The organism is Achromobacter sp. JCM 18799 (genome assembly GCF_055395645.1).
The window spans coordinates 459,813-482,062 of sequence record NZ_AP043866.1 but is presented as its reverse complement, the minus strand read 5'-3'; the positions used below and the strand labels follow the sequence as shown (position 1 = coordinate 482,062).

Here is a 22,250-nt window from a genome sequence, read left to right as displayed (position 1 = left end):
CCTCTTTCCATCCATCAAAGGAACACCATGAGCAAACCCTTCGCCTCCCAGGCCGACCTGGCGGAAAAGAAGATCTCCTTCGAGCGCCTGTCCGACAACGCCTACGCCTACGTGGCCGACGGCGACCCCAACTCGGGCGTGATCATCGGCGACGACAGCGTGATGGTGGTCGACGCGACCGCCACCCCGGCCATGGCGCAGGCGCTGATCCAAGCCATCCGCGGCGTCACCGACAAACCCATCCGCCATGTGGCGCTGACGCACTACCACGCCGTGCGCGTGCTGGGCGCGTCCGCCTTCGTGGCCGAGGGCGCGGCCAACGTGTACGCCAGCCGCGGCACGCATGAGCTCATCGTCGAACGCGGCCAGGCCGACATGGACTCGGAGATCGGCCGCTTCCCGCGGCTGTTCCAGTCCGCCGAGACCATCCCCGGGCTGACCTGGCCCACCGTGGTGTTCGAGCGCGAGCTGACCGTGTTCCTGGGCAGCCTCGAAGTGCGCATGCTGCACCTGGGCGCCGGCCACACCCGGGGCGACTCCATCGTCTGGATTCCGTCGCAGGGCATCTGTTTCTCCGGCGACCTGGTGGAATTCAACGCGGGCGTCTACACGGGCGATGCCTACCTGTCGGACTGGCCCGCCACGCTGGACGCGTTGCAAGCGCTGCAACCGCGCCAGATGGTGCCGGGCCGCGGTCCCGCCCTGACCACGCCCGCCGCCTGCCGCGAGGCCATCGGCTACACGCGCAGCTGGGTCGAAACGCTGTACGGCTGCGCCCGCCAGGGCGTGGAGCAAGGCAAGAGCCTGAAGCAGGTCTATGAAGACACGCGCCGCGTCATGGACCCCGAGTTCGGCCACGTCGTCATCTACGAACACGCCATTCCCTTCGACGTTTCGCGCGCTTATGACGAGGCCAGCGGCATCGCCGATCCGCGCGTCTGGACCGCCCAGCGCGACCGCGACATGTGGGCGGAACTCACCGCCTGATCCCCGCACGACGAGGCCCCGCCGCGGGCCTGCCTTTCCGATACGGAGCACCTTAAGATGAAACTCGCCACCCTGACCAACGGCGCCCGCGACGGCGCCCTGGCCGTCGTCGACCGCAACCTGACCCGCATGCGCACCGTGCCGCACATCGCCGCCACCTTGCAGCAGGCGCTGGACGACTGGGCCCGCGCCGCGCCGCTGCTGCAGGCCGAATACGAAGCGCTGAACGCCCGCGAAGGCGCCAGCCAGCCCTTCGACCCCGCCCGCTGCGCCGCGCCCCTGCCGCGCGCCTACCAATGGCTGGACGCGTCGGCCTACCTGAACCACGTGGAATTGACACGCCGCGCCCGCGGCGGCGAGATGCCGCCTTCGTTCCTGACCGATCCGCTGATGTACCAGGGCGCCTCGGATGACTTCATGGGCCCCTGCGAAGACATCACCGCCGCCAGCGAGGAACTGGGCGTGGACCTGGAGGCGGAGATCGTGGTCGTGACCGACGACGTGCCGCTGGGCGTGGACCCGGACGCGGCGCTCGAACACGTCGTGCTGCTGGGCCTGGTCAACGACGTGACCCTGCGTAACGTGGTGCTGCCCGAGCTGTCCAAGGGCTTCGGCTTCCTGCAGGGCAAGCCCGCATCGGCGCTGTCGCCCGTGCTGGTCACACCCGACGAGCTCGCGCCCTACTGGCGCGGCGGCAAGCTGCACCGCGCCATGCAGGTGTGGCTAAACGGCCGGCAGATCGGCCAGCCCCAGGCGGGCGAGGAAATGCAATTCCATTTCGGCGAACTGATCGCGCACGCGGCCCGCACGCGCCGCCTGGGCGCCGGCACCCTGGTGGGCAGCGGCACCATTTCGAATGCCAGCGACGCCGCCGGCGTGTGCTGCCTGGTCGAGGCGCGCGTGCGGGAAAAGCTGCGCGACGGCGAAATGCGCACGCCCTTCCTCAAGCACGGCGACCGGGTGCGCATCGGCATGCGCGACGACGCGGGCGCAAGCCTGTTCGGCGACATCGACCAGCAGGTGCGCATTCCCGGCACGCGCCCAATGCCTGGCGCCGTATCGGCCGGTACGCCCGAAACTGCCGCCGCCTGACCGGAGACCGCCGTGGCCGATACGCCTGCCCTCACCCTGCACAGCTACTGGCGCAGTTCCGCGGCCTACCGGGTCCGCATCGCCCTGGCCTTGAAGGGCCTGCCTTACCGGCAGGTCACCTGGCACATGGTCAAGGGCGAACACCAGCAGCCCGCCTACCGATCGCTGGCGCCCTTCGGCCTGGTACCCATGCTGGAAATCGACGGCCTGCGCCTGCAGCAGTCGCTGGCCATCATCGAGTACCTGGACGAGCGCCATCCCGGCGCGCCGCTGCTGCCGGCCGATCCGGCGCTGCGCGCGCAAGCCCGCGCACTGGCGCAATTGATCGCCTGCGAAATGCATCCGCTCAACAACCTGCGTGCGCTCAAGCGCCTGCGCGCCCAGTTCGGCGCGGATGACGAACAGATCCAGGACTGGTACCGCCACTGGTGCGCCGAAGGCTTCCAGGCCTTCGAGGCGGCGCTGCCCTCGGCGCAGGACGGCCGCTACGCGCTGGGCGCCGCGCCCACGCTGGTCGAGTGCTACCTGATCCCGCAGGTCTACAACGCCTTGCGCTACGGCGCGGACCTGACGCCCTTCGAGCGGGTCCGCGCCATCGTCCAGGCCTGCGCCGGCCTGCCCGCGTTCGTAGCGGCCCGTCCGGAAAACCAACCCGACGCGCCGCAGAGCGCGGCGGCCTAGGCAACACCCCCGAATAAGAAGCTGAACCGCCGCATTCCCCCCACGGAGACAATCATGCAGACAGAAATCCCCGCCGACGGCGCCGCCGTCGCAGCCCCCGGCCGTTCCGCGTCCGGCCCGCTGGTCAGCGCCGACGACCGCAAGGTGCTGGCCGCCACGCTGGTCGGCTCGGCCATCGAGTGGTACGACTATTTCATCTACGTCCAGGCGGCCGGCCTGGTGCTGGGCTCGCTGTTCTTCGCGCCTTTCGCCAAGGAGAACCCGGAACTGTCGTTGATCCTGTCGTTCGCGACCGTGGGCGTGGCCTTCCTGTTCCGGCCGCTGGGCGCCATCGTCTGCGGCCATCTGGGCGACCGCTACGGCCGCAAGCGGGTGCTGGCGGCCACGCTGATCCTGATGGGCGTGTCCACGGCGCTGATCGGCGTGCTGCCCACCTATGCGCAGATCGGCATCTGGGCGCCGGTGATGCTGGTGACGCTGCGCGTGCTGCAAGGCTTCTCCGCTGGCGGCGAATGGGGCGGCGCGGCCCTCATGGCGGTCGAGCACGCGCCCCGCGACCGGCGTTCGCTGTTCGGCGCCTTTCCGCAGATCGGCGTGCCGCTGGGCATGATCGTCGCCACCGGCGTGCTGTGGTGCATTACCTCGTTGGTCGGCCCCGACAATTTCATGGCCTGGGGTTGGCGGGTGTCCTTCCTGCTGTCCATCGCGCTCATCGTCGTCGGCGTCTTCATCCGCCGCGCGGTCGAGGAATCCCCCGTGTTCCTGGAGATGCAGTCGCGCCGCAGCCATTCCTCTGCGCCGCTGGGCACGCTGTTGCGCAAGCATCCGCGCCAGATCCTGCTGACCACGCTGATCTTCGTGGGCAACAGCACGGCCGGCTACCTGCTGGTCGGCTTCTTCATCAGCTACGGCAGCCGGGCGCTGCGCATGCCGCCGCAGCAGGTGCTGATGATCTGCACGCTGGCCGCGGCCTGCTGGCTGGGCACCACGCTGCTGGGCGGCTGGCTCGGCGACCGCATCGGCCGCGTGCGCACCTTCCAGCTCGGCTACGTGCTGCTGGCGCTGTGGGCGGTGCCGATGTGGTCCTTCGTCGACTCCGGCGACGTCATGCAATTCGCCTTCGCCCTGGCCGTGTTGTCGGTGCCGCTGGGCCTGACCTATGGCCCGCAGGCCGCGCTGTACGCCGAGATGTTCCCGGCCGACGTGCGCTACTCGGGCGTGTCGGCGGGCTACGCGCTGGGCTCCATCCTGGGCGGCGCCTTCGCCGCGATGATCGCGCAGTCCATCATCACCGCCACCGGACAGTCCTGGCATGTGGGTGTCTACGTCATCGCCATGGCCTTGGTGTCCTTCGTGGCCGTGAGCCTGGTCAAGGACCGGCCCGGCGTCACGCTGCACGCCGACTGAACTTGATCCTCTGCTGAAGCCACCTACCCACGCATGCCATGAGCACCTTCATCCGCCAGGACGACCTGATCGAATCCATCGCCAGCGCGCTGCAGTACATCAGCCACTACCATCCGGCCGATTACATCGCGCACCTGGCCCGCGCCTACGAATGCGAGGCCAGCGCGCCGGCGCGCGACGCCATGGCGCAGATCCTGGCCAGCTCGCGCATGGCCGCCATCGGCCGCCGGCCGATCTGCCAGGACACCGGCATCGTCAACGTCTTCCTGGAAGTCGGCATGGACGTGCGCTGGGAGGGCTTTACCGCCAGCCTGGAAGACGCCGTCAACGCCGGCGTGCGGCGCGCCTACCTGGACCCGGACAATCCGTTGCGGGCCTCGGTGGTGGCCGACCCGCTGTTCGGCCGCGGCAACACCCGCGACAACACGCCCGCCGTCATCAGCACGCGCATCGTGCCGGGCGCCAGCGTGGCCGTCACGGTCGCGGCCAAGGGCGGCGGCTCGGAAAACAAGGCGCGGCTGGCCATGCTGAACCCGGCCGACAGCATCGTCGACTGGGTGCTGGCGCAGATACCCGCCATGGGCGCCGGCTGGTGTCCGCCCGGCATGCTGGGCATAGGCGTGGGCGGCACGGCCGAAAAGGCGGTGCTGCTGGCCAAGGAAAGCCTGATGCAGCCGCTGGACATGCATGAATTGCAGGCGCGGGCGCGGCGCGGCGACGCGCTGGCGCCCGAGGACGCGCTGCGGCTGGAACTGCACGAACGCATCAACGCGCTGGGCGTGGGCGCGCAGGGCCTGGGCGGCCTCACCACCGTGCTGGACGTGAAGATCAAGACCTACCCCACGCACGCCGCCGCCAAGCCCGTCGCGCTGATCCCCAATTGCGCGGCCACGCGCCATGCCCGCTTCGTGCTGGACGGTTCCGGCCCCGCGCACCTGGCCCCGCCGTCGCTGGACCTGTGGCCCGACCTGGGAGCCGCGCGCGGATCCAGCGCCGGCCGGCGCGTGAACCTGGACACGCTTACCCGCGAGGAAGTCGCATCCTGGCGCGCGGGCGAAACCCTGTTGCTCAATGGCCGCATGCTGACCGGACGCGATGCCGCGCACCAGCGCATCCGCGAAATGCTGGCCCGCGGCGAACCATTGCCGGCCGACTTCCGCGGCCGCGCCATCTACTACGTGGGGCCGGTGGACGCCGTGCGCGACGAAGCCGTCGGACCCGCCGGCCCCACCACGTCGACGCGCATGGACGGCTACACCGGCATGATGCTGGAGCGCACGGGACTGCTGGCGATGATAGGCAAGGCGGAGCGCGGTCCGCAGGCGGTCGAGGCGATCCGGCGCCACCGGGCGGCCTACCTGATCGCCGTGGGCGGCGCCGCCTATCTCGTGTCCCGCGCCATCCGCAGCGCACGCGTGGTCGCCTTCGAGGACCTGGGCATGGAAGCGATCCATGAGTTCGAAGTCCAGGACATGCCCGTGACCGTGGCGGTGGACGCCGAAGGCGGCAACCTGCATGTGTCGGGGCCGGCGCAGTGGCGCCGGACGGCGGGGGCCAGGGAAATACCGGTGGCGTTGACGGGGACTGCCTGACGACGAAGGTCGAAGCCGTCCTGGTAGGGGCAGCCTGGATCCCGCCGCGCCCCGGCGCGCCCTCAACCCACCTTGAATTCCACCACCGCCCCGCCGCTGCCATACAGCGGCGCATATTCCAGCACCTTGGCGCCGCGGAACTGCCCGCCCAACGCGCCCAGCAGCCAGGACATGTGCTTGAAGCCCATCTCCGCCTTGGCCTGCCCGGCGTACTCGGGCATGAGTTCACGCAGTTGTCCGGCATCGCCGCTTTCCAGCAACGCCAGCATGCGGCGGTTCCACTCGTCGTCGGCCGGCGAGATCACACAATCCGAGTCCGGCGCCACCGGCTCGCGGAACATGGTGTTGGACAGTCCGCCTATGCCGATGACCGCTGCCCGCTTGTTCTGGAGCGCGGCCGCCTGCACGGCGATGCGGCTGAGCTGCTCCGTCTGCGCGTGGTCGTGGTAGAGGTTGTTGGCCGCCAGCGTCACCGGTAGCTGATCGGTGCCGAAGCCCATCAGCGTGCTGACCGTGATGGTGCCCGTGTCGATCGGAAAGTGGTCGTAGTCCACGCCGCGCGCATGGATGCCGGCATCGCGGCAGCCCTGCACACAGGCTTCGGCCAGAACCGTGTCGCTGGCGATGTCGAAGGGCAGCTCGCCATACTCGTGCCAGTTCTCATCCACGTGCACGCCAGTGCTGCGCGCGCGGGTGATCCATAGCTGGTCCAGCACTGCCATCCACTGGGTCGAATACACCAGCACCACGTCGGGCCGGGAAGCCGCCAGCGACTTGCCGGCCGCGCGCAGCGCCTGGTTCAGCCGCCCCCAGGGCGCCACGTCGCTGCGCAATTGCGGCAGCGGGCTGCCGGGAACGAGAAATGCGGAAACGAGGGTCATGGCATGTGTCCTTCGAGGGCTAGGCGGTCGCACCGGCGGATGCGTCGAGGCGGGACAGCCCGGCCTCCTGAAGATTCCATTCCATCACCGCGTTACCGGTGCCGATCACGGTGCCGTAGCCGTGGAACTTGCCCGCCAGCTGCGGATAGCCCATGGCCGCGTGCATCCAGGTGAAGGCGCCGGATTTCACTTCAGCGAAGGCTTCGTCGATGAACTGCGGCAGCAGCTCGAACACCTCGCCCATCCTGCCCTTGCGCATCAGCTCGATCATGCGGATGTCCCACAGATAGCCGTCGTAGCGCGCTGGATGCTCCTTGGACATGTCCTCGGGCACCTCGGGCTGTTCATGAAAATGCCAGTGCGACAGCGTATTGCTGGCCAGCAGTACCGCGCGCCGCCCGCTCTTGCGTATGGCTTCGCGCGTGGCCCGGCCCAGCAGGTCCATTTCCTTGAGCCCCTCTTTGGTGTTGAGGTAGTACGGCGTGTTGTTCGCCGACAGCCCCACCACCGGAATGTCCCATTGCGGCCGCACCATGTGCAGCGTGGTGATGGTGCCGTAGTCCACCCTGAACTTCGGGTTGCGCATCATCTTGGTGACCAGGCCCAGCTTGCGGCCTTCCTCGCAGCAGGCTTCGGCCAGTTCTACGTCCACGTCCATGCCGAAGTCGTAGCGGAACAGGTCGGGAAAGATCGGGTCCACCGAGCGGCCCGCCAGGCGCGGCACGCCCAGGAAATGGTGGCCCACCTGCGTGATCCAGTGCGGCGAATGCACCAGCAGCACATCGGGCCGCAGGCGTTCGATGCTCTCGCGCACATGATCGTAGGCCCAGCGCAAGGTTTCCCAGCCGCCGCGCGAGCGCGGCTCGTTCTGCGGCGGGTTCTCGCCGTACACCAGGTGCGGCGGATGGGGAGCCAGGAATCCGGAAAGAATTTCGCCGTCCTTCATTGCTTACTCCTTTGCGAGAGCCGTGGGAACCCGATGTCGACCGATGCTGCGAGGCCCATTATTTTGTACGTATACGTACTGGATTCGAGTATCGAGTCACTGCAGGCCGCTGTCAACGGGCGGCACGCCCTCAGCAGCTAGGGAATTTCCCGAGCAGGCGAAAAAAAAGAGCAGCGATAGCTGCTCCTTAAAAAAGACCTTGCGGAAAAACCGTCTCCATCCACTCGTACGGAGATGGCCGGTTTCTCGCGGCGCCGGCGGGCGCGATCAAGCCTGGGCGGAATTAGACGCCATTCCTGGCCCCAGGCACATCACTGAAATTGGGTATTTTGCGCCCCGCAGCAACGTCAACGCATAGTTGGCCACATCCAGAAACAAACGCCGGCGGCACTCCGATATCATCGCGGCTCCCTGCGCCCCGCCCGCCCGTTCATGAGTCCATCTTCCGCCCGCCGCCTTTCGTCCCGCCACCTGACCCGCCTGATCGTCCTGGCCGCGCTGGGCGCGGCGGCGGCCAGCTTTGGCCCGCCCGTCCAGTCGCAAACCGCCCGCAAGCCTTCGCCCTATGAAAACTCGCGGCCGTTGACCGCCGACGAGCGCGCGGCGCAGCAGGCGGAAGACGCCAGGAAAACCGGCCCCGCCTTCCTGGGGAAAATCCAGATCCAGGCCGAATTCCAGCAGCTTGCCCGGGTCTACAACCCCGGCACGCCGTTGGAGATCCCCCACGTGCTGTTCGTGATCGACCGGAAACAGGGCGGCAAGATCTACTACGTCAACACACCGCGCTACACGCTGCACGAGAACTTCGCGCGTGAACGTCGCCTCTTGCCCGCCAACGACAAGGCCACGCTGATCGCACAGTACAAGGAGCCGCAGCGGCGCCTGCTGTTCGGCACGCTCAGTTGGCAGCGCGACCTGCCCGGCTACACCTATGAATTCTGGGAAGGCGACCGGCTCACCCCGGAGCTGTTGAAGCTGACCGAGGAAAAACTGCAGGCCAGCTTCTACGAGCCCGTGCGCTTCAAGGCCAATTCCACGCTGCACGAACAGGTCGCGCAGAATACTGGCCTGAAGCCCGTGACGCAGGAATCGCTGCTGCGCGAACAGACCTTCCTGCCGCTGAACACCGGCCAGGCGCAAGGCCGGCTGCGCATCGTGGCTTCGGTGGACGACACGCCGGACCTGGCGCCGACCGACATCCTGGTGCTGGACGAGGTTCCGGTGGCGCTGCCGCCCGTGGCCGGCCTCGTCACGCAGCGCCCCTCCACCCTGCTGTCCCACGTCAATCTGCTGGCAAAGGGCTGGCGCATTCCCAACGCCTATGTGCGCGATGCCGTCGCCGCACTGCGCGAGCACGACGGCCAATGGGTCGAGCTGACCGTCACCAGCAGCGGCTATCAGGTGCAACGCATCGCCAAGCCTGAAGCCCCGCCGCCCAGAGCTGCCCAGCCGCTGCCCAAGCCCGACCTGACGGTCAAGGCGATCAAGCCGCTCTCCGGCATGGTCACGCGCGACAGCCGCCATTGCGGCGTGAAGGCGGCCAACCTGGGCGCGCTGAAGTCCACGCTGCCGCCTGCGGCCACCGTGCCGGACGGCTTCTGCATCCCCTTCGCGCAGTACGCGGCCTTCATGGCGCAGCTGGGCGTGCCGCAGCGCATGGCCGCGCTGGAGCAGCGGGCGGACTTCACCGGCGACGCCAACGTGCGCCGCGCCGAACTGGCTGCGCTGCGCCAGGACATCATCCAGGCCCAACCGGATCCGGCCTTGGCCGCCGCCTGGCGCGAACGCTGGCAAAAGCAGCTGCAGGGCCGCGGCGTGTTCGTGCGCAGCTCGTCCAATTCCGAGGACCTGCCGGGATTCAGCGGCGCGGGGCTCTACACCACCGTGCCCAACGTGACGCAGGCCGACGCGCTGGCGCAAGCCGTGCAGACCGTGTGGGCCTCGGTCTACAACTACGAAGCGTACGAAGCCCGGCGCGCGGCCGGCATCGGCCAGGACGGCGTGGTGATGGCGGTGCTGGTGCAACAGGCGGCGGCATCGGACAGCTCGGGCGTCATGATCACCCGCGATCCCTTCGACGCCTCGCGCCGCTACGTCACCTACATCTCGGCCAAGCGCGGCCTGGGCATCAAGGTGGTGGAAGGCAAGCGGCAGGCCGAACAGCTGATGTACTCCAGCTGGTCCAAGGCGGTGCAGGTGCTGACCCGCTCCGCCGAAGACACCCAACTGGTGGCGGACGCCGCGGGCGGCGTGCGCGAAGTGCCGATCGAGGGCGCGCGCCAGGTGTTGAACGATGCCCTGGTGGCGCGCCTGGCTGCCGTGGGCAGCCAGGTCAAGCAGCGCCTGGGCGGCGCGGACCAGGATATCGAATGGGCCGTGCAGGGTGACGACATCCTGATCCTGCAGGCCCGGCCGTACATCGACGGCAGCCGTTAGGCCTTAATCCGGACTCGCTCCCGAGGCCTGCACGACCTGCTTCCACTGCATGAACTCGGCCTGCTGGCGCGCCGCCAGCTCGGCCGGCCCGTCATGCATCATGGTGACCCCCAGCTGGTCGAACTTCTGTTGCAGCGCCTGGTCGGCCAGGACTTTGCGGATGGCCTGATGCAAGGTCTCGATAGTCGCGCGGGGCGCCTCCTTTGCGCCATAGAACGCTACCCACAGGTCGCCGCGGAATCCTGGTATGGCTTCGTTGATGGCAGGAACATCGGGCAGCAAGGCGTTGCGCTTTTCGCTGCTGACGCCCAGCGCGCGCAGCTTGCCGGCCTTGATGCCTTCCACCGCCGAGGGCAGGCTGGCGAACAGCATCGGCACCTGATTGCCCATCACATCCGCCATGGCCGGCGACACGCCGCGATAGGGAATGTGCTGCATGCGCAGCCCGCCCATCTGGTCCAGCATGACGCCCAGCAGATGGTTCAAGGTCCCCGCGCCGGCCGAGGCGTACTGGTACTTTTCCGGGTGGGCCTTGATCAAGGCCATGAACTCCTTCATGTCCTTCGCGGGAAAGGCCGGGTTCACGCACAGCACGTTGGGCACTTCGCCCACCGCGGCGATCGGCGCGAAGTCCTTGATCGGATCGAACTTCGCATCTTTGTAGACCCAAGGCACGATCAGCTGATTGCTGTTCGCCGTGAACAGCACGGTGTAGCCATCCTGCGGCTCGCGCAGGAACGCCTGCGTGCCGACGACGCCGCCGGCGCCGGGCTTGTTGATGACAACCACGGGCTGTCCCAGCTCGGCGCCGAGTTTTTCCGCCATGATGCGCGCAACGATATCCACCGTGCCGCCGGCCGCCGTGGGCACGACGACATTGATCGGACGGTCGGGAAAGGCGGCGTGGGCCTGCCCCAATCCTGTCACCGCTGCGGCGGCGCACAGGGCCAGCACGCCCTGCCTCAGTTTCTTGAATCCCATTTCATTCCCCTTGCTGTTTCAGCAGATGATGTAAATCCCGGCCGATGGCGAGCAAGGCCAGGTCCTTGCCCAGATCGCCGACCAATTGCATGCCCATGGGCAGTCCCGCGCGGCTGAATCCGGTCGGCAGGTGCAGGCATGGCCACCCCAGCACCGACCAGATCTTGTTGTATGAAGCGTCGCCGGTGTGCTCCAGCCCAAGGGGCGCCGGCCCCGGCGTGCTGGGCGTAAGCACCAAGTCGGCGCCGCCATAGAGCGCGCCCCAGCCCTGGCGCAACGCTGCCTGCATCCCAAGCATCTCGTGGTACTCCCCTGCCCCGATGGCCAGGCCACGCGTCACCGCCTGGCGCAAGACGGCGCTCAGGGCATGGCCTTGGCGCTCCACTACCGGCGCCAGACTGCGTGCGAACTCGTAGTGCATGATCACATCGTGCGCCTGCAGCAAGAGCGCCGTCTCGCGTTCGGCTTGCACGGCCACGCACTGCACGCCATGCGCGGCCAGCACCGCAAGGGCGCGATCGATCTCGGCACGGCTCTCGACACACAATCCGGCTTTCGGATTGTTCAATTGCACCGCGACGGTCAGTTGGCGACCGGACGGTACGGGCGCATGCGCGCCGCCCACGAGCACGTCCGCGATGAGCTGGGCGTCCGCCACGCTGTTCGCGTACCAGCCTATGGTGTCCAACGATTCGCAAGTGAGCTTCATGCCGTCCCGGAACACTCGGCCGGCGCTGGGTTTGAACCCGACAACGCCGCAATAGGCCGCCGGACGGATCATGGAGCCCCCCGTCTGCGTGCCCAACGCGGCCGGCACCATGCCGGCCGCCACCGCGGCGGCGGAGCCGCTGGAGGAGCCGCCGGGTGTATGCGCCAGGGCATGGGGATTGCGGGTGGGGCCCGGTGTCCTGAACGCGAACTCGGCGGTCACGGTCTTGCCCACGGGGATCGCGCCGACCGCCCGCAGCATGCCGACGCTGCAGGCGTCGAACGCCGCCTTGCCGGTAATCAAGCCAGGCGCGCCGAAACCTGTGGGCATGTCCGCTACGTCGATCACATCCTTGATGCCGATAGGCACGCCGGCCAGCGCGCCAACGGCGTGCTGCGCCGGGTCCATCTGCTCCAGCGCCGCGGCGGGCAGCACATGGCTCCAGGCGCGGATTGCCGGGTCTTGCCGCGCAATGGCCGCCAGGCTCTGGCGCGCCGCCGCGAACGCCGCCACCTCGCCTTCCCTCACGCTTTGAGCGATGGCGGCGACTGAGGCAGGAATGGAAGCGAGGGACATGTGCGAATCCGGAATGCCGGCGGTGTGTAGCGATGCGGCATCTTAGGAACTCGACTAATCTATGTCCAATATGTAATTTCGCCCTGATTATGTCGAAATCCGAATTAATCTTCCTGGACGGTCGCTTGCTGGTCCTGTTCTGCACGCTGGCGGAAGAACTGCACTTCGCGCGGGCGGCGGCGCGCTTGTTCATGACCCAACCGCCCCTCACGCAGCAGATCAAGCGGCTGGAAGCGATCGTCGGCGTGCCGCTGTTCGTACGCACCACGCGCTCGGTAAAGCTGACGCCTGCTGGCGAAATCATGTATGAACGAGCGCGCAAGATCGCAGCCGACACCCAGCTGATGCTGCGGCAGGCGCGGCGCACGGCCCGCGGCGAGACCGGGTCACTGGTGATAGGCATCACGCCCAGCGCGGCAAGCTCGCCGCTGGTGTCGGCGCTCAGCCATTACCGCGATGCACACCCGGAAGTCCGCATCGATCTGCGCGAAATGAATTCCGTCGACATGGAGCCGGCGCTGCGGTCGCGCGCCGTCGATGTGGCGCTGATGCGACCGCATCCGCTGGATGCGGATATCGTGACCCGCGTCATCTACGAAGAGCCCCTGCGCGTGGCGCTGCGCCATGATCATGCGCTGGCGCATCAGCGTGATGTTTCGCTGGAAGAACTGCTGGAATATCCCTTGGTGGGTTACCGCCAGGACGTCTCGCCGTACTTCCGCAGCATGATCCAGGCGCTGTACGCGCGCGCGCAGCTGAAGCCGGAAATTGCGCAGGAAAGCGTCATTCCGACTTTGCTGACGCTGGTGGAAGCCGGCGTCGGCCCTGCACTGGTACCCCAATCATTGTCCCGCATGCGCTCGGATTCATTGCGCTTCCTGCCTTTGCGCGCTGTGGCGGGAGCCACGGCCCAGGTGGTGCTGGCGGCGTTGCGCGACCAAGGCAATCCTGCGGTGGAAGGATTCAGCGCCGCATTGGCGCAAGCCGTAACCCCTCGCTAGGCACTTGTCCGGGCTTGCGTTGGAACGCCGCGCAAGCGCGGCGTTCCGTTGCGCCTAGATGTGCAGCGCGTGGCCCAGCGCCTTGAGCGCCGCTTCCTGCACCGCTTCGCCCAGCGTCGGATGCGCGTGAATGGTGCCCGCCACGTCTTCCAGCGTGGCGCCCATTTCCAGCGACTGGCCGAAGGCCGTCGACAGCTCGGACACGCCGCGTCCCACTGCCTGCCAGCCCACGATCAGGTGGTTGTCGCGGCGCACGACCACGCGCACGAAGCCGTCGGTGGATTCCAGCGTCATCGAGCGGCCGTTGGCGGCGAACGGGAAGGACGCCGTCAGGCAGTCCAGCCCCGCGCTTTCCGCCTCCGCGGGCGACAGGCCCGCCACCACGACCTCGGGGTCGGTGAAGCAGACCGCCGGGATGGAGGCAGGCTGGAAATGGCGGCGCTTGCCCGAAACCAGCTCGGCCACCATCTCGCCCTGCGCCATGGCGCGGTGCGCCAACATGGGTTCGCCGGCGATGTCGCCGATGGCCCAGACGTCGCGCATGGAGGTGCGGCACTGGTCGTCGATGCGCAGCGCGTTGCCCTTGCGGTCCAGCTGCAGGCTTTCCAGCCCCCAATCCTGCGTGCGCGGACGCCGTCCCACCGCGATCAGCACGCGGTCGGCCGGCAGCAGGGTTTCGACGCCCGCCGCGTCCTGCACGCGCACCGCATTGCCGGCTCCGTTCAGGCCCAGCACCTTGCGGCCCAGGTGCAGGTCCACGCCCATTTTGCCTAGCGCCGCCGCCACCGGCTTGGTAAGTTCGGCGTCGTAGGTCGGCAGGATGCGGTCCTGCGCTTCCACCACGGCCACTTCGGCGCCCAGCTTGCGGTACACGGTGCCGAGTTCCAGGCCGATGTAGCCGCCGCCCACCACCACCAATTGCCTGGGGATGCTGGCAGGCGACAAGGCTTCGGTGGACGACACCACCATGCCGCCGAAAGGCATGGACGGCAGCGGCGTCGGTTCGGATCCCGCCGCCAGCAGCAGATGTTCGCACTGGATGCGGATGACGCCGGACTCGCCGCCTTCCACTTCCACGGTCTTGCCGTCCAGCAACCGGGCCCAGCCGCGCACCACTTCCACGCCGTTCTTCTTCAGCAACGCGGCCACGCCGCCGGTCAGCTTGCCGACGATGCCGTCCTTCCAGGCCACGGTCTGGGCCAGGTCGATAGCGGGCGCCGACACGGAAATGCCCAGCGCCGACTTGCCCGCGTAGTGGCGCGCCTTGTCGAATTCCTCGGCCGCGTGGATCAGCGCCTTGGAGGGGATGCAGCCGATGTTCAGGCAGGTGCCGCCCAGCTGGGCGCCTTCGACCAGGATGGTCGGCACGCCCAGCTGGCCGGCGCGGATGGCGGCGACGTAGCCGCCGGGGCCGCCGCCGATCACCAGCAAAGTCGTAGTCTTAGTGATCTGGCTCATGCTTACTCCACGAAAAGCAGCGCGGGTTGTTCCAGCAGCGCGCGCACCGCCTGGATGAAGCGCGCCGCGTCCATGCCGTCCACCACGCGGTGGTCGAAGGACGACGACAGGTTCATCAGCTTGCGCGCCACCACGGCGCCATTGCGGATAGCGGGCCGCTCGACGATGCGGTTCACGCCCACGATGCCGACCTCGGGATGGTTGATCACCGGCGTGGTGACGATGCCGCCCAAAGGCCCCAGGCTGGTAATGGTGATGGTCGACCCCGACAGCTCGTCGCGGCTGGCGCTACCCGTGCGCACCGCCTCGGCCAGGCGGACGATCTCGGCCGCCATGGACCAGAGGTCGCGCGCCTCGGCGTGGCGCATGACCGGCACCATCAGGCCGCCGTCGCTCTGCGTGGCGATGCCGATGTGGACCCCGCCGTAGCGCGTGACCACGCCGCCCTCGTCGTCGTAGCGCGCGTTGATCTGCGGAAAATCGCGCAGCGCCACCACCATGGCGCGCGCCAGCAGCGGCAATAGCGTGAGCTTGCCGCGCGTCGCGCCCCACTTCTGGTTGAGGCTGGCGCGCAACTCTTCCAGTTCGGTCACGTCGATTTCCTCGACGTAGCTGAAGTGCGGAATGCGGCGTTTGGACTCCGCCATCTTCTGCGCGATCTTGCGGCGCAGGCCGATGACCGGCACGTTTTCCTCGTCGTTGCGCTCGGCGTAGGCCACGCCGCCGCGGGCTTGGGCGCCCCCGCCCTGCCCTTGCAGGTAGGCGTCCAGGTCTTCGTGCAGGATGCGGCCGGCCGGGCCGCTGCCGTGCACGTAGCGCAGTTCGACGCCCAGGTCCCAGGCGCGCTTGCGCACCGCGGGCGACGCCAGCGGCTTGTCGCCGGGCTGGCGCGCGACGGCGGCGGTCGCCTGGCGCGCGGGCTTGGCCGGCGCGGCTGGCGGCGCGGCCGGCTTCGCGAGCGCGGCGGCCTCTGCCTTCGGCGCAGGCGCGGACTGCGGCGCAGGCGCTGCGGCGGCAGGTTGTGCCGCCGCGGGAGCCGCAGCCGCCTTGGCCGGCGGCGCATCGGCGCCGGGCTTCAGGTTGCCCTCGCCTTCGACTTCCAGGCGGATCAGCTCGCCGCCCACCGCCATGACCTGGCCCACGTCCCCGCCCAGCGCGACCACGCGGCCGACCACCGGCGCGGGAATCTCGACCGTGGCCTTGTCCGTCATGACGTCGGCCAGGGGCTGGTCCTCGGCCACCATGTCGCCGATCTTCACGTGCCAGGCGACCAGTTCCACTTCCGCGATGCCTTCGCCGATGTCGGGCATCTTGATGACATGAATACCCATCTCTCAACCCTCCATCGCGCGCTTGAACGCTTCGCCGACCCGGCGCGGGCCGGGGAAGTACGCCCATTCCTGCGCGTGGGGATACGGCGTATCCCAGCCGGTCACGCGTTCCACGGGCGCCTCCAGATGATGGAAGCAGTGTTCCTGCACCAGCGCGATCAGCTCGGCGCCGAAGCCGCAGGTGCGCGTGGCTTCGTGCACCACCACGCAACGGCCGGTCTTCTTGACCGAGTTGACGATGGCGTCCAGGTCCAGCGGCCACAGGCTGCGCAGGTCGATGATCTCGGCGTCGATGCCGGTTTCCTCGGCGGCCGTCAGCGACACGTGCACGGTGGTGCCGTAGGTCAGCACGGTCAGCGCGTTGCCGGGCCGCACGATGGCGGCCGAGTCCAGCGGCACGGTGTAGTAGCCGGTGGGCACCACGCTGCCCGGCCGCCCGGTCCAGGGCGTGACGGGCCGGTCATGGTGGCCATCGAACGGGCCGTTGTAGAGCCGCTTGGGCTCCAGGAAGATGACCGGGTCGTCGTTCTCGATGGACGCGATCAGTAGGCCCTTGGCATCGTACGGATTGGACGGCATCACCGTGCGCAGCCCGCAGACCTGCGTGAACATGGCCTCGGGGCTCTGGCTGTGCGTCTGGCCGCCGTAGATGCCGCCGCCGCAAGGCATGCGGATGGTCATGGGCGCGACGAATTCGTTGACCGAGCGGTAGCGCAGGCGCGCGGCCTCGGACACGATCTGGTCCGAAGCGGGATAGAAATAATCGGCGAACTGGATCTCGCAGACGGGGCGCAAGCCGTAGGCGCCCATGCCCACCGCCACGCCGACGATGCCGCCTTCGGAGATGGGCGTGTCGAACACGCGCGAGCTGCCGTACTTGGCCTGCAGGCCTTCGGTGCAGCGGAACACGCCGCCGAAATAGCCGACGTCCTGCCCGAACACCACCACGTTGTTGTCGCGCTCCAGCATCACATCCATGGCCGAGCGCAAAGCCTGGATCATGGTCATCGGCGCGGAGGCCGGACCAGCGTTGTTATCGATAGCCATGATCAGACTCCGAGCTGCTGACGCTGCCGGCGCAGATGCTCCGGCATGTCCTTGTACACGTCTTCAAAGATGCTGGCGGCGCTGGGGACGTGGCCGTCCACCAGGGTGCCGTAGCTTTCCGCTTCCTTCTGCGCCGCCAGGATCTCGGCGTCGAGCTCGGCCTTGACGGCTTCATGCTCTTCGTCGGACCAGATGCCCAGCAGGATCAGGTGCTTCTTGAAACGCGCGATCGGATCGCCCAGCGGGAAGTGGCTCCAATCGTCGCCGGGACGGTACTTGGAGGGATCGTCGGACGTCGAGTGCGGCCCGGCGCGGTAGGTCACCCATTCGATCAGGGTCGGCCCCAGATTGCTGCGGGCGCGTTCGGCGGCCCAGCGCGAGGCGGAGTAGACCGCCAGGAAATCGTTGCCGTCCACCCGCAGCGAGGCGATGCCGCAGCCCACGCCGCGGCCCGCGAAGGTCGCGCCTTCGCCGCCGGCGATGGCCTGGAAGGTGGAGATGGCCCACTGGTTGTTGACCACGTTCAGGATGACCGGCGCGCGGTAGACGTGGGCGAAGGTCAGTGCGGTGTGGAAGTCGGCCTCGGCGGTGGCGCCGTCGCCGATCCAGCCAGAAGCGATGCGGGTATCGCCCTTGATGGCCGAGGCCATGCCCCAGCCCACCGCCTGGATGAATTGCGTGGCCAGGTTGCCGGAGATGCTGAAGAAGCCCCGTTCGCGGTCGGAATACATGACCGGTAGTTGGCGCCCCTTGAGCGGATCGCGTTCGTTGGACATCAGCTGGCACATCATGGTGACCAGCGAGGCGTCGCGCGCCAGCAGGATGCTTTGCTGGCGGTAGGTCGGAAAGCACATGTCGCCCTGCTCCAGCGCCATGGCGTGGGCCGTGCCGATGGCCTCTTCGCCCAGGCTCTGCATGTAGAACGAGATCTTCTTCTTGCGCTGGGCGGTCAGCATGCGCGCATCGAACAGACGCGTCTTCAGCATGTTGCGCATGCCGGCGCGCAGCTGCTCATGGCTGAGTTCCGGCGCCCACGGTCCGACGGCGCTGCCGTCGTCCGCGATCACCCGGACCAGGCTGTAGGCCAGTCCGCCGGTATCGACCGCGGCAACATCAATGGGGGGTTTGGGCACATCGCCGGGCGGCGACAGGTGCAGGTAGGAAAAATCGGTCTTGCAACCCGGGCGCCCTGTAGGCTCCGGGACGTGCAACTTCAACGGCCCATATTGGCTCATGTATTGTCTCCACGCTTGATCGTGTCATGCGCATTCTTCTTACCAAGACACTGCCCAAGGGGGTGACCTCGGACATTGCCATCGTCGGCCGGTGCAAAGGGATGAACATGCACGACCGGCAGCCAGAGTAGCACAGGGCGCAGCCCCGAAACAGGGGCCGCGCCGGGCCTCGTTGCCCGCGCCGGTCGCGGGCCATGCGGCGCTGGCGGGGTCGCGGTGGCGGCGGCCGGCGACGTCATATACTGCCTGTCCCTGATCCGCTGGAAACCGACGTGCCCCGATTGACCGCCTCGAAATGGTTCAGCTGGACCGGCATCGTGTTCGCCGCGCTGTACCTCGCCATCGTCATCCTCTGCGTTGCCGCCGCGCTGTCGGCCGGCGGCGACGACAAGGGGCGTTTCGTGCTGCTGCAATTGCCGCTGGCGCTGCAACTGGCGCTACTGCATGAACTGAACTTGGACCGTTTGCTGGAAGGCCTGTCCTGGGTCGGCGGCTACCTGCTGATCGGACTGCCCACGCTGGCCCTCTTCTACTTCGCGGGCTGGAGCCTGGAGAGGCTCGTGCGCCTGGCCTTCCGGCCGTTCGGGGACCGGCGCCAGGCACGCCGCCCATGAAGAATTGCCGCCGCCCGGTTTTTCCTTGCGCGCGCAACAGCAAAACAGGCCATGCGGGGCCATGGGTCAGGCTTGGTTCTTGCGATTGCCGGTCTTCCTCGCATTGCCGACCATGGGCAGTATGAATGCACCGCGATGACTAGCCCTGAAGCCACGCGGCGGTCAGTGGCGTAGTCCGCGAAGGACATTGCCATCTCTAGCTTCCTTTTTTGGTCAAGAAGTAATGCGCGGGCGAATCTCCGAAGGCGCGGCGGAACATGGCAATGAAGTTGCTTGGCGAGGCGTAACCCAATTGATCGGAAACATCCGTTACTGACGCACCGCGCGCCAGCATTTCCAGCGCGTGTCCCAATTGCGCCTGCTGGCGCCATTGGGCGAAGCTCAAGCCTGTTTCCGACAGGATCAGCCGCCTCAAGGTTCGGGCCGACATGGCTCCCCACTGCGCCCAGTCCTCCAATGTGCGCGGATTGCCAGGGTTTTCCAGAATCGCCTGCGCCACACGGGCCAGCCGCGGGTCGGAAGGCATGGGGATGTGAAGCGACTCATGCGGCGCTCGGCTGATTTCGTCGAGGATGACCGCGGCGATGCGAACCTGCTCCGGTGCCAGCAGCGCATGCTTATCCCAATTCTCGGCACGCCGCACCAGAGCATGCAAGACCTCCGAAATGCCGATGACGCACGGCTGTTTCGGTAGCCGTCTTCCTCCATGAGGAGTGATCAGCAGGCTCCAGCCCGTCAGCGCGCCACTTACCCGCACCTGATGGGGAATGTTCGGCGGTATCCAGCCTGCACGGTGCGGAGGCAGCAGCCACGAGCCATGCTGTGTCCTGACCTGAATCATCCCCGCTTCGACACAGAAGACCTGGCCTCTCGCATGCTGATGCCAGTCGTACTCCCGCGTCCCGAGCTGGAATTCATTGTCGGGATTGTCATTGCCTCTCAGCGCGATAAGGAAAGGTCCTTCGAGCCACTCGCTGAGATCAACGGTTGGAGAGAGTCGGGCCGGTTCGGGCGTATTGGCCATTTTTCACTATTTTTAGTCCATTTGCCGTTATATCAGTTTACCTCCCGCCAACCACAATGGCCTATCTGCAGGTTTCACAACGATAGATTGACCATTGTTCATTCGGGATCAGGTACACATGTCTTCCACCTCTACGCCAGTCATGCCCCCACCGCTTTTACGCGATGGAATTTCAACTTGGGTTGCCACCCTGGTCGCCTGCCTGTGCGCCTTCATGGTCGTGATGGATGGCGCCATCGTGAGTGTCGCGCTCCCGTCGATGCGGGACGACCTGGGGCTATCTGCGGTACAGCTTCAATGGGTGGTCGATATCTATCTTTTGCTGCTGGGTGGCTTCATGCTGCTGGCGGCTCGCGCCAGCGACATCTATGGCCGGCGAAACGTGTTGCTATGGGGATTGGCGTTGTTCACTGGCGCCAGCCTGATGGGTGGCTTGGCGCAATCAGGAGCGATCCTGCTGGTTGCTCGCGCAGTGCAAGGATTTGGCGCCGCAGCGCTGGCAACATCGCCGCTGGCTGTGATCGTGGCTGCTCATCCCCCTGGAGCCGGCCAGGATCGCGCGATTGGTTGTTGGGCAGCGTGCGCCGCGATGGGTTCTGCTTTCGGCGTGGTGATCGGCGGCGTGCTGACCAGTCTGGTCGATTGGCGCTGGGTCATGTTCGTCAATGTACCGCTGGGCCTGATTCTGTTCGTAGCGGTCATGCTCAGCCTGAGTCCGCTGCATCCGGATACGCCAAGGGCCAAGTTGGACGTACCGGGAGCCATCACGGTGACGCTGTCCTTGGCATCATTTCTGTACGCCATATCGCAATCGGCTCATGCAGGCTGGAGCGACACGCTCGTATTCAATGCAATGGTTTTTGCACTGATCATGTTCCTGGCGTTCGTGTTCCGGGAATTTCGCGCCAAGCAGCCGCTGGTCCGATTCGGCATCTTCCGATTGCGCAATGTTCCCATCGGGATGGTCATGGTCTCGGGGCTAGGCGCAATTCTCACGGCCTCGGCGTTCTTCCTGTCTTTGGCGCTGCAGCGCATTGATGGACGCAACCCGCTGGAAACAGGCTTGGCACTGTTGCCGATGGCCCTCGCCCTGGCAATCGCGGCAATGGCTTCCCGCTCTTTGCGCGATGCCGGTTTCACCCGCTTGCCATTGATCGGCGGCTTGATCGCTGCGGGAGGGTTGATCTGGCTCTATTGGCTGCCCATGCATCCAGTGCATGCGACCGAACTTCTGCTACCGACCCTGCTGGTCGGCGCAGGTAACGGCCTGGTGATGATGAGCGCGACCCAGGCCGTGCTGGCCGGGGTACCCCGCCAGGATTCTGGATTGGCGGCAGGTCTGCAAAACACCTCACGCCAATTGGGCGGCGCCGTCGGCATTGCCATTCTGGCTTCTGTGGCCCATGGCGTGACGACGGCTCACCTGGCCGGCGGCGAGATACCGCAAGTGGCTGAACTGGCCGGGTATCACGCGGCATTCCTGATCGCGGGGCTGCTCAGCATCGTCTCTGCCCTGGCTTCGCTGCTGCTTCAGCGTACGCCCGTCTCGGGCGGCCAGGGAGAAACACAGCGGACTCAGACCGGACCGGTCCACTCCGTGACGAATTCCCGGTAGTCCGGGCGGTTGGCCGGCGGCACCGCGCAAGCCGGCGTGCCAATGGCCAAGAAGCCCAGGAAACGGTAGTCCAGCGCGTCCAGGCCCAGCGCGTTCTGCACGTCTTCGACGTAGGTGCCGATACCGGTGCTCCAGAACGCGCCGTAACCCAGCATGTGCACGGCGTTCAGCAGGTTCATGGTGGCGGCGCCGGTGGCCAGCAGCTGTTCCTGCTCCGGAATCTTAGTGATGTCGTGCGCGATCTTCTGCGCCACCGCGACGAAGAGCGGCACGCCGGCCATCCATTCGCGCACCGACTTTTCCTTTTCCGGCGTCATGCGCGGATCGCCGCTGCGCTTGACGGCGTCCAGCGCCAGATCGGCCAGCTTGCCGATGGCCTCGCCCTGGATCACCACGAAACGCCACGGGCGCAAGGCGCCATGGTCGGGCGCCGACATGGCCGCCTGCAGGATCTGTTCGAGTTCCTCGGGCTTGGGCGCCGGGGCGCGGAGGAACTTGAAGGAACGGCGCGTATTCAGGGCGTGCAACGGGGTGGCGGTCGGGGTGGCGTTCTGGCTAGTGGTCATCGGATCAGGCGTCAATGAGAAAGAAACACAATTCATATTACGCCACTCCGCCGCCACGGGCCGTCATCCCC

General features: G+C 67.1%; 19 protein-coding genes. 9 read left to right on the top strand and 10 right to left on the bottom strand.

What is annotated here, in order from left to right; all coding sequences use genetic code 11:
• The first annotated feature begins 27 nt into the window (after positions 1–27).
• The 5 genes from ACZ5YA_RS02525 to ACZ5YA_RS02505 are packed head-to-tail and all read left to right on the top strand — an operon-like array spanning position 28 to position 5,759.
• Positions 28–987: an MBL fold metallo-hydrolase gene (locus ACZ5YA_RS02525; protein WP_059374304.1), complete on the top strand. Its 960-nt coding sequence runs from the start codon at positions 28–30 to the stop codon at positions 985–987.
• Positions 988–1,044: 57 nt separating this feature from the next.
• Entirely contained in the window at positions 1,045–2,079 is a 1,035-nt protein-coding gene (locus tag ACZ5YA_RS02520) for a fumarylacetoacetate hydrolase family protein (protein WP_059374303.1), read from the top strand.
• A 12-nt stretch (positions 2,080–2,091) separates the two neighbouring features.
• Complete coding sequence (maiA, locus tag ACZ5YA_RS02515; RefSeq protein WP_464091966.1) at positions 2,092–2,760, top strand: maleylacetoacetate isomerase; 669 nt, start codon at positions 2,092–2,094, stop codon at positions 2,758–2,760.
• 54 nt (positions 2,761–2,814) lie between these two features.
• Positions 2,815–4,167 (top strand): MFS transporter, encoded by a 1,353-nt coding sequence (locus ACZ5YA_RS02510; RefSeq protein WP_187524041.1) that lies wholly within the window; start codon positions 2,815–2,817, stop codon positions 4,165–4,167.
• Positions 4,168–4,205: 38 nt separating this feature from the next.
• On the top strand, positions 4,206–5,759 hold the full coding sequence (locus ACZ5YA_RS02505) for a fumarate hydratase (protein WP_419343060.1): 1,554 nt from the start codon (positions 4,206–4,208) through the stop codon (positions 5,757–5,759).
• A gap of 62 nt (positions 5,760–5,821) precedes the next feature.
• Here ACZ5YA_RS02505 and ACZ5YA_RS02500 read toward each other — a convergent pair whose 3' ends face one another.
• Positions 5,822–6,640, bottom strand: coding sequence for a DODA-type extradiol aromatic ring-opening family dioxygenase (locus ACZ5YA_RS02500; RefSeq protein ID WP_280016401.1), 819 nt, complete (start codon positions 6,638–6,640; stop codon positions 5,822–5,824).
• 19 nt (positions 6,641–6,659) lie between these two features.
• A complete protein-coding gene (gene cnbCb / locus ACZ5YA_RS02495) occupies positions 6,660–7,586 on the bottom strand; it encodes a 2-aminophenol 1,6-dioxygenase subunit beta (protein WP_464091965.1) in 927 nt (308 codons plus the stop codon).
• Positions 7,587–8,018: 432 nt separating this feature from the next.
• Here cnbCb and ACZ5YA_RS02490 point away from each other — a divergent pair, with 432 nt between their 5' ends.
• Positions 8,019–10,022, top strand: coding sequence for a PEP/pyruvate-binding domain-containing protein (locus tag ACZ5YA_RS02490; protein WP_464091964.1), 2,004 nt, complete (start codon positions 8,019–8,021; stop codon positions 10,020–10,022).
• Positions 10,023–10,025: 3 nt separating this feature from the next.
• Here ACZ5YA_RS02490 and ACZ5YA_RS02485 read toward each other — a convergent pair whose 3' ends face one another.
• Complete coding sequence (locus tag ACZ5YA_RS02485; RefSeq protein ID WP_251880617.1) at positions 10,026–11,003, bottom strand: Bug family tripartite tricarboxylate transporter substrate binding protein; 978 nt, start codon at positions 11,001–11,003, stop codon at positions 10,026–10,028.
• A 1-nt stretch (position 11,004) separates the two neighbouring features.
• A complete protein-coding gene (locus ACZ5YA_RS02480; protein ID WP_464091963.1) occupies positions 11,005–12,288 on the bottom strand; it encodes an amidase in 1,284 nt (427 codons plus the stop codon).
• Positions 12,289–12,377: 89 nt separating this feature from the next.
• On the opposite strand from ACZ5YA_RS02480, the gene ACZ5YA_RS02475 reads away from it, so the two are divergent.
• Positions 12,378–13,289, top strand: coding sequence for a LysR substrate-binding domain-containing protein (locus ACZ5YA_RS02475; RefSeq protein ID WP_059374295.1), 912 nt, complete (start codon positions 12,378–12,380; stop codon positions 13,287–13,289).
• Between the two features lie 54 nt (positions 13,290–13,343).
• Here ACZ5YA_RS02475 and lpdA read toward each other — a convergent pair whose 3' ends face one another.
• From lpdA to ACZ5YA_RS02455, 4 genes are read right to left on the bottom strand one after another with little or no spacing between them, the layout of a single operon-like run.
• Entirely contained in the window at positions 13,344–14,747 is a 1,404-nt protein-coding gene (lpdA, locus tag ACZ5YA_RS02470) for a dihydrolipoyl dehydrogenase (RefSeq protein WP_464091962.1), read from the bottom strand.
• Positions 14,748–14,749: 2 nt separating this feature from the next.
• A complete protein-coding gene (locus ACZ5YA_RS02465; protein WP_187774051.1) occupies positions 14,750–16,078 on the bottom strand; it encodes a dihydrolipoamide acetyltransferase family protein in 1,329 nt (442 codons plus the stop codon).
• Positions 16,079–16,081: 3 nt separating this feature from the next.
• Complete coding sequence (locus ACZ5YA_RS02460; RefSeq protein ID WP_059374292.1) at positions 16,082–17,125, bottom strand: alpha-ketoacid dehydrogenase subunit beta; 1,044 nt, start codon at positions 17,123–17,125, stop codon at positions 16,082–16,084.
• A gap of 2 nt (positions 17,126–17,127) precedes the next feature.
• Positions 17,128–18,360 (bottom strand): 3-methyl-2-oxobutanoate dehydrogenase (2-methylpropanoyl-transferring) subunit alpha, encoded by a 1,233-nt coding sequence (locus tag ACZ5YA_RS02455; protein WP_059374291.1) that lies wholly within the window; start codon positions 18,358–18,360, stop codon positions 17,128–17,130.
• Positions 18,361–18,632: 272 nt separating this feature from the next.
• Between ACZ5YA_RS02455 and ACZ5YA_RS02450 the strand changes: the two genes are divergently transcribed.
• The gene (locus ACZ5YA_RS02450) at positions 18,633–18,974 is read left to right on the top strand and encodes a hypothetical protein (RefSeq protein ID WP_059374290.1); all 342 of its coding nucleotides are present in this window, start codon (positions 18,633–18,635) and stop codon (positions 18,972–18,974) included.
• A gap of 196 nt (positions 18,975–19,170) precedes the next feature.
• Here the strand turns inward: ACZ5YA_RS02450 and ACZ5YA_RS02445 are convergent, their stop codons facing one another.
• Positions 19,171–19,998, bottom strand: a complete 828-nt coding sequence (locus tag ACZ5YA_RS02445; protein ID WP_464091961.1) for an AraC family transcriptional regulator — start codon at positions 19,996–19,998, stop codon at positions 19,171–19,173.
• 118 nt (positions 19,999–20,116) lie between these two features.
• Here ACZ5YA_RS02445 and ACZ5YA_RS02440 point away from each other — a divergent pair, with 118 nt between their 5' ends.
• The gene (locus tag ACZ5YA_RS02440; protein ID WP_464091960.1) at positions 20,117–21,613 is read left to right on the top strand and encodes an MFS transporter; all 1,497 of its coding nucleotides are present in this window, start codon (positions 20,117–20,119) and stop codon (positions 21,611–21,613) included.
• Here ACZ5YA_RS02440 and ACZ5YA_RS02435 read toward each other — a convergent pair.
• Positions 21,574–22,179 carry a nitroreductase family protein gene (locus tag ACZ5YA_RS02435; protein ID WP_464091959.1) on the bottom strand — a complete coding sequence of 202 codons (606 nt, stop codon included), beginning with the start codon at positions 22,177–22,179 and terminating at the stop codon, positions 21,574–21,576. The two genes, ACZ5YA_RS02440 and ACZ5YA_RS02435, sit on opposite strands and share 40 nt — an antisense overlap.
• Positions 22,180–22,250: the final 71 nt, after the last annotated feature.

Bases quoted from the DNA above. Each gene is read 5' to 3' on its own strand.
- ACZ5YA_RS02525 (WP_059374304.1), top strand. From the start codon at position 28: ATGAGCAAACCCTTCGCCTCCCAGGCCGACCTGGCGGAAAAGAAGATC.
- ACZ5YA_RS02520 (WP_059374303.1), top strand. From the start codon at position 1,045: ATGAAACTCGCCACCCTGACCAACGGCGCCCGCGACGGCGCCCTGGCC.
- ACZ5YA_RS02510 (WP_187524041.1), top strand. From the start codon at position 2,815: ATGCAGACAGAAATCCCCGCCGACGGCGCCGCCGTCGCAGCCCCCGGC.
- ACZ5YA_RS02505 (WP_419343060.1), top strand. From the start codon at position 4,206: ATGAGCACCTTCATCCGCCAGGACGACCTGATCGAATCCATCGCCAGC.
- ACZ5YA_RS02500 (WP_280016401.1), bottom strand. From the start codon at position 6,640: ATGACCCTCGTTTCCGCATTTCTCGTTCCCGGCAGCCCGCTGCCGCAA.
- cnbCb (WP_464091965.1), bottom strand. From the start codon at position 7,586: ATGAAGGACGGCGAAATTCTTTCCGGATTCCTGGCTCCCCATCCGCCG.
- ACZ5YA_RS02490 (WP_464091964.1), top strand. From the start codon at position 8,019: ATGAGTCCATCTTCCGCCCGCCGCCTTTCGTCCCGCCACCTGACCCGC.
- ACZ5YA_RS02485 (WP_251880617.1), bottom strand. From the start codon at position 11,003: ATGGGATTCAAGAAACTGAGGCAGGGCGTGCTGGCCCTGTGCGCCGCC.
- ACZ5YA_RS02480 (WP_464091963.1), bottom strand. From the start codon at position 12,288: ATGTCCCTCGCTTCCATTCCTGCCTCAGTCGCCGCCATCGCTCAAAGC.
- ACZ5YA_RS02475 (WP_059374295.1), top strand. From the start codon at position 12,378: ATGTCGAAATCCGAATTAATCTTCCTGGACGGTCGCTTGCTGGTCCTG.
- lpdA (WP_464091962.1), bottom strand. From the start codon at position 14,747: ATGAGCCAGATCACTAAGACTACGACTTTGCTGGTGATCGGCGGCGGC.
- ACZ5YA_RS02465 (WP_187774051.1), bottom strand. From the start codon at position 16,078: ATGGGTATTCATGTCATCAAGATGCCCGACATCGGCGAAGGCATCGCG.
- ACZ5YA_RS02460 (WP_059374292.1), bottom strand. From the start codon at position 17,125: ATGGCTATCGATAACAACGCTGGTCCGGCCTCCGCGCCGATGACCATG.
- ACZ5YA_RS02455 (WP_059374291.1), bottom strand. From the start codon at position 18,360: ATGAGCCAATATGGGCCGTTGAAGTTGCACGTCCCGGAGCCTACAGGG.
- ACZ5YA_RS02445 (WP_464091961.1), bottom strand. From the start codon at position 19,998: ATGGCCAATACGCCCGAACCGGCCCGACTCTCTCCAACCGTTGATCTC.
- ACZ5YA_RS02440 (WP_464091960.1), top strand. From the start codon at position 20,117: ATGTCTTCCACCTCTACGCCAGTCATGCCCCCACCGCTTTTACGCGAT.
- ACZ5YA_RS02435 (WP_464091959.1), bottom strand. From the start codon at position 22,179: ATGACCACTAGCCAGAACGCCACCCCGACCGCCACCCCGTTGCACGCC.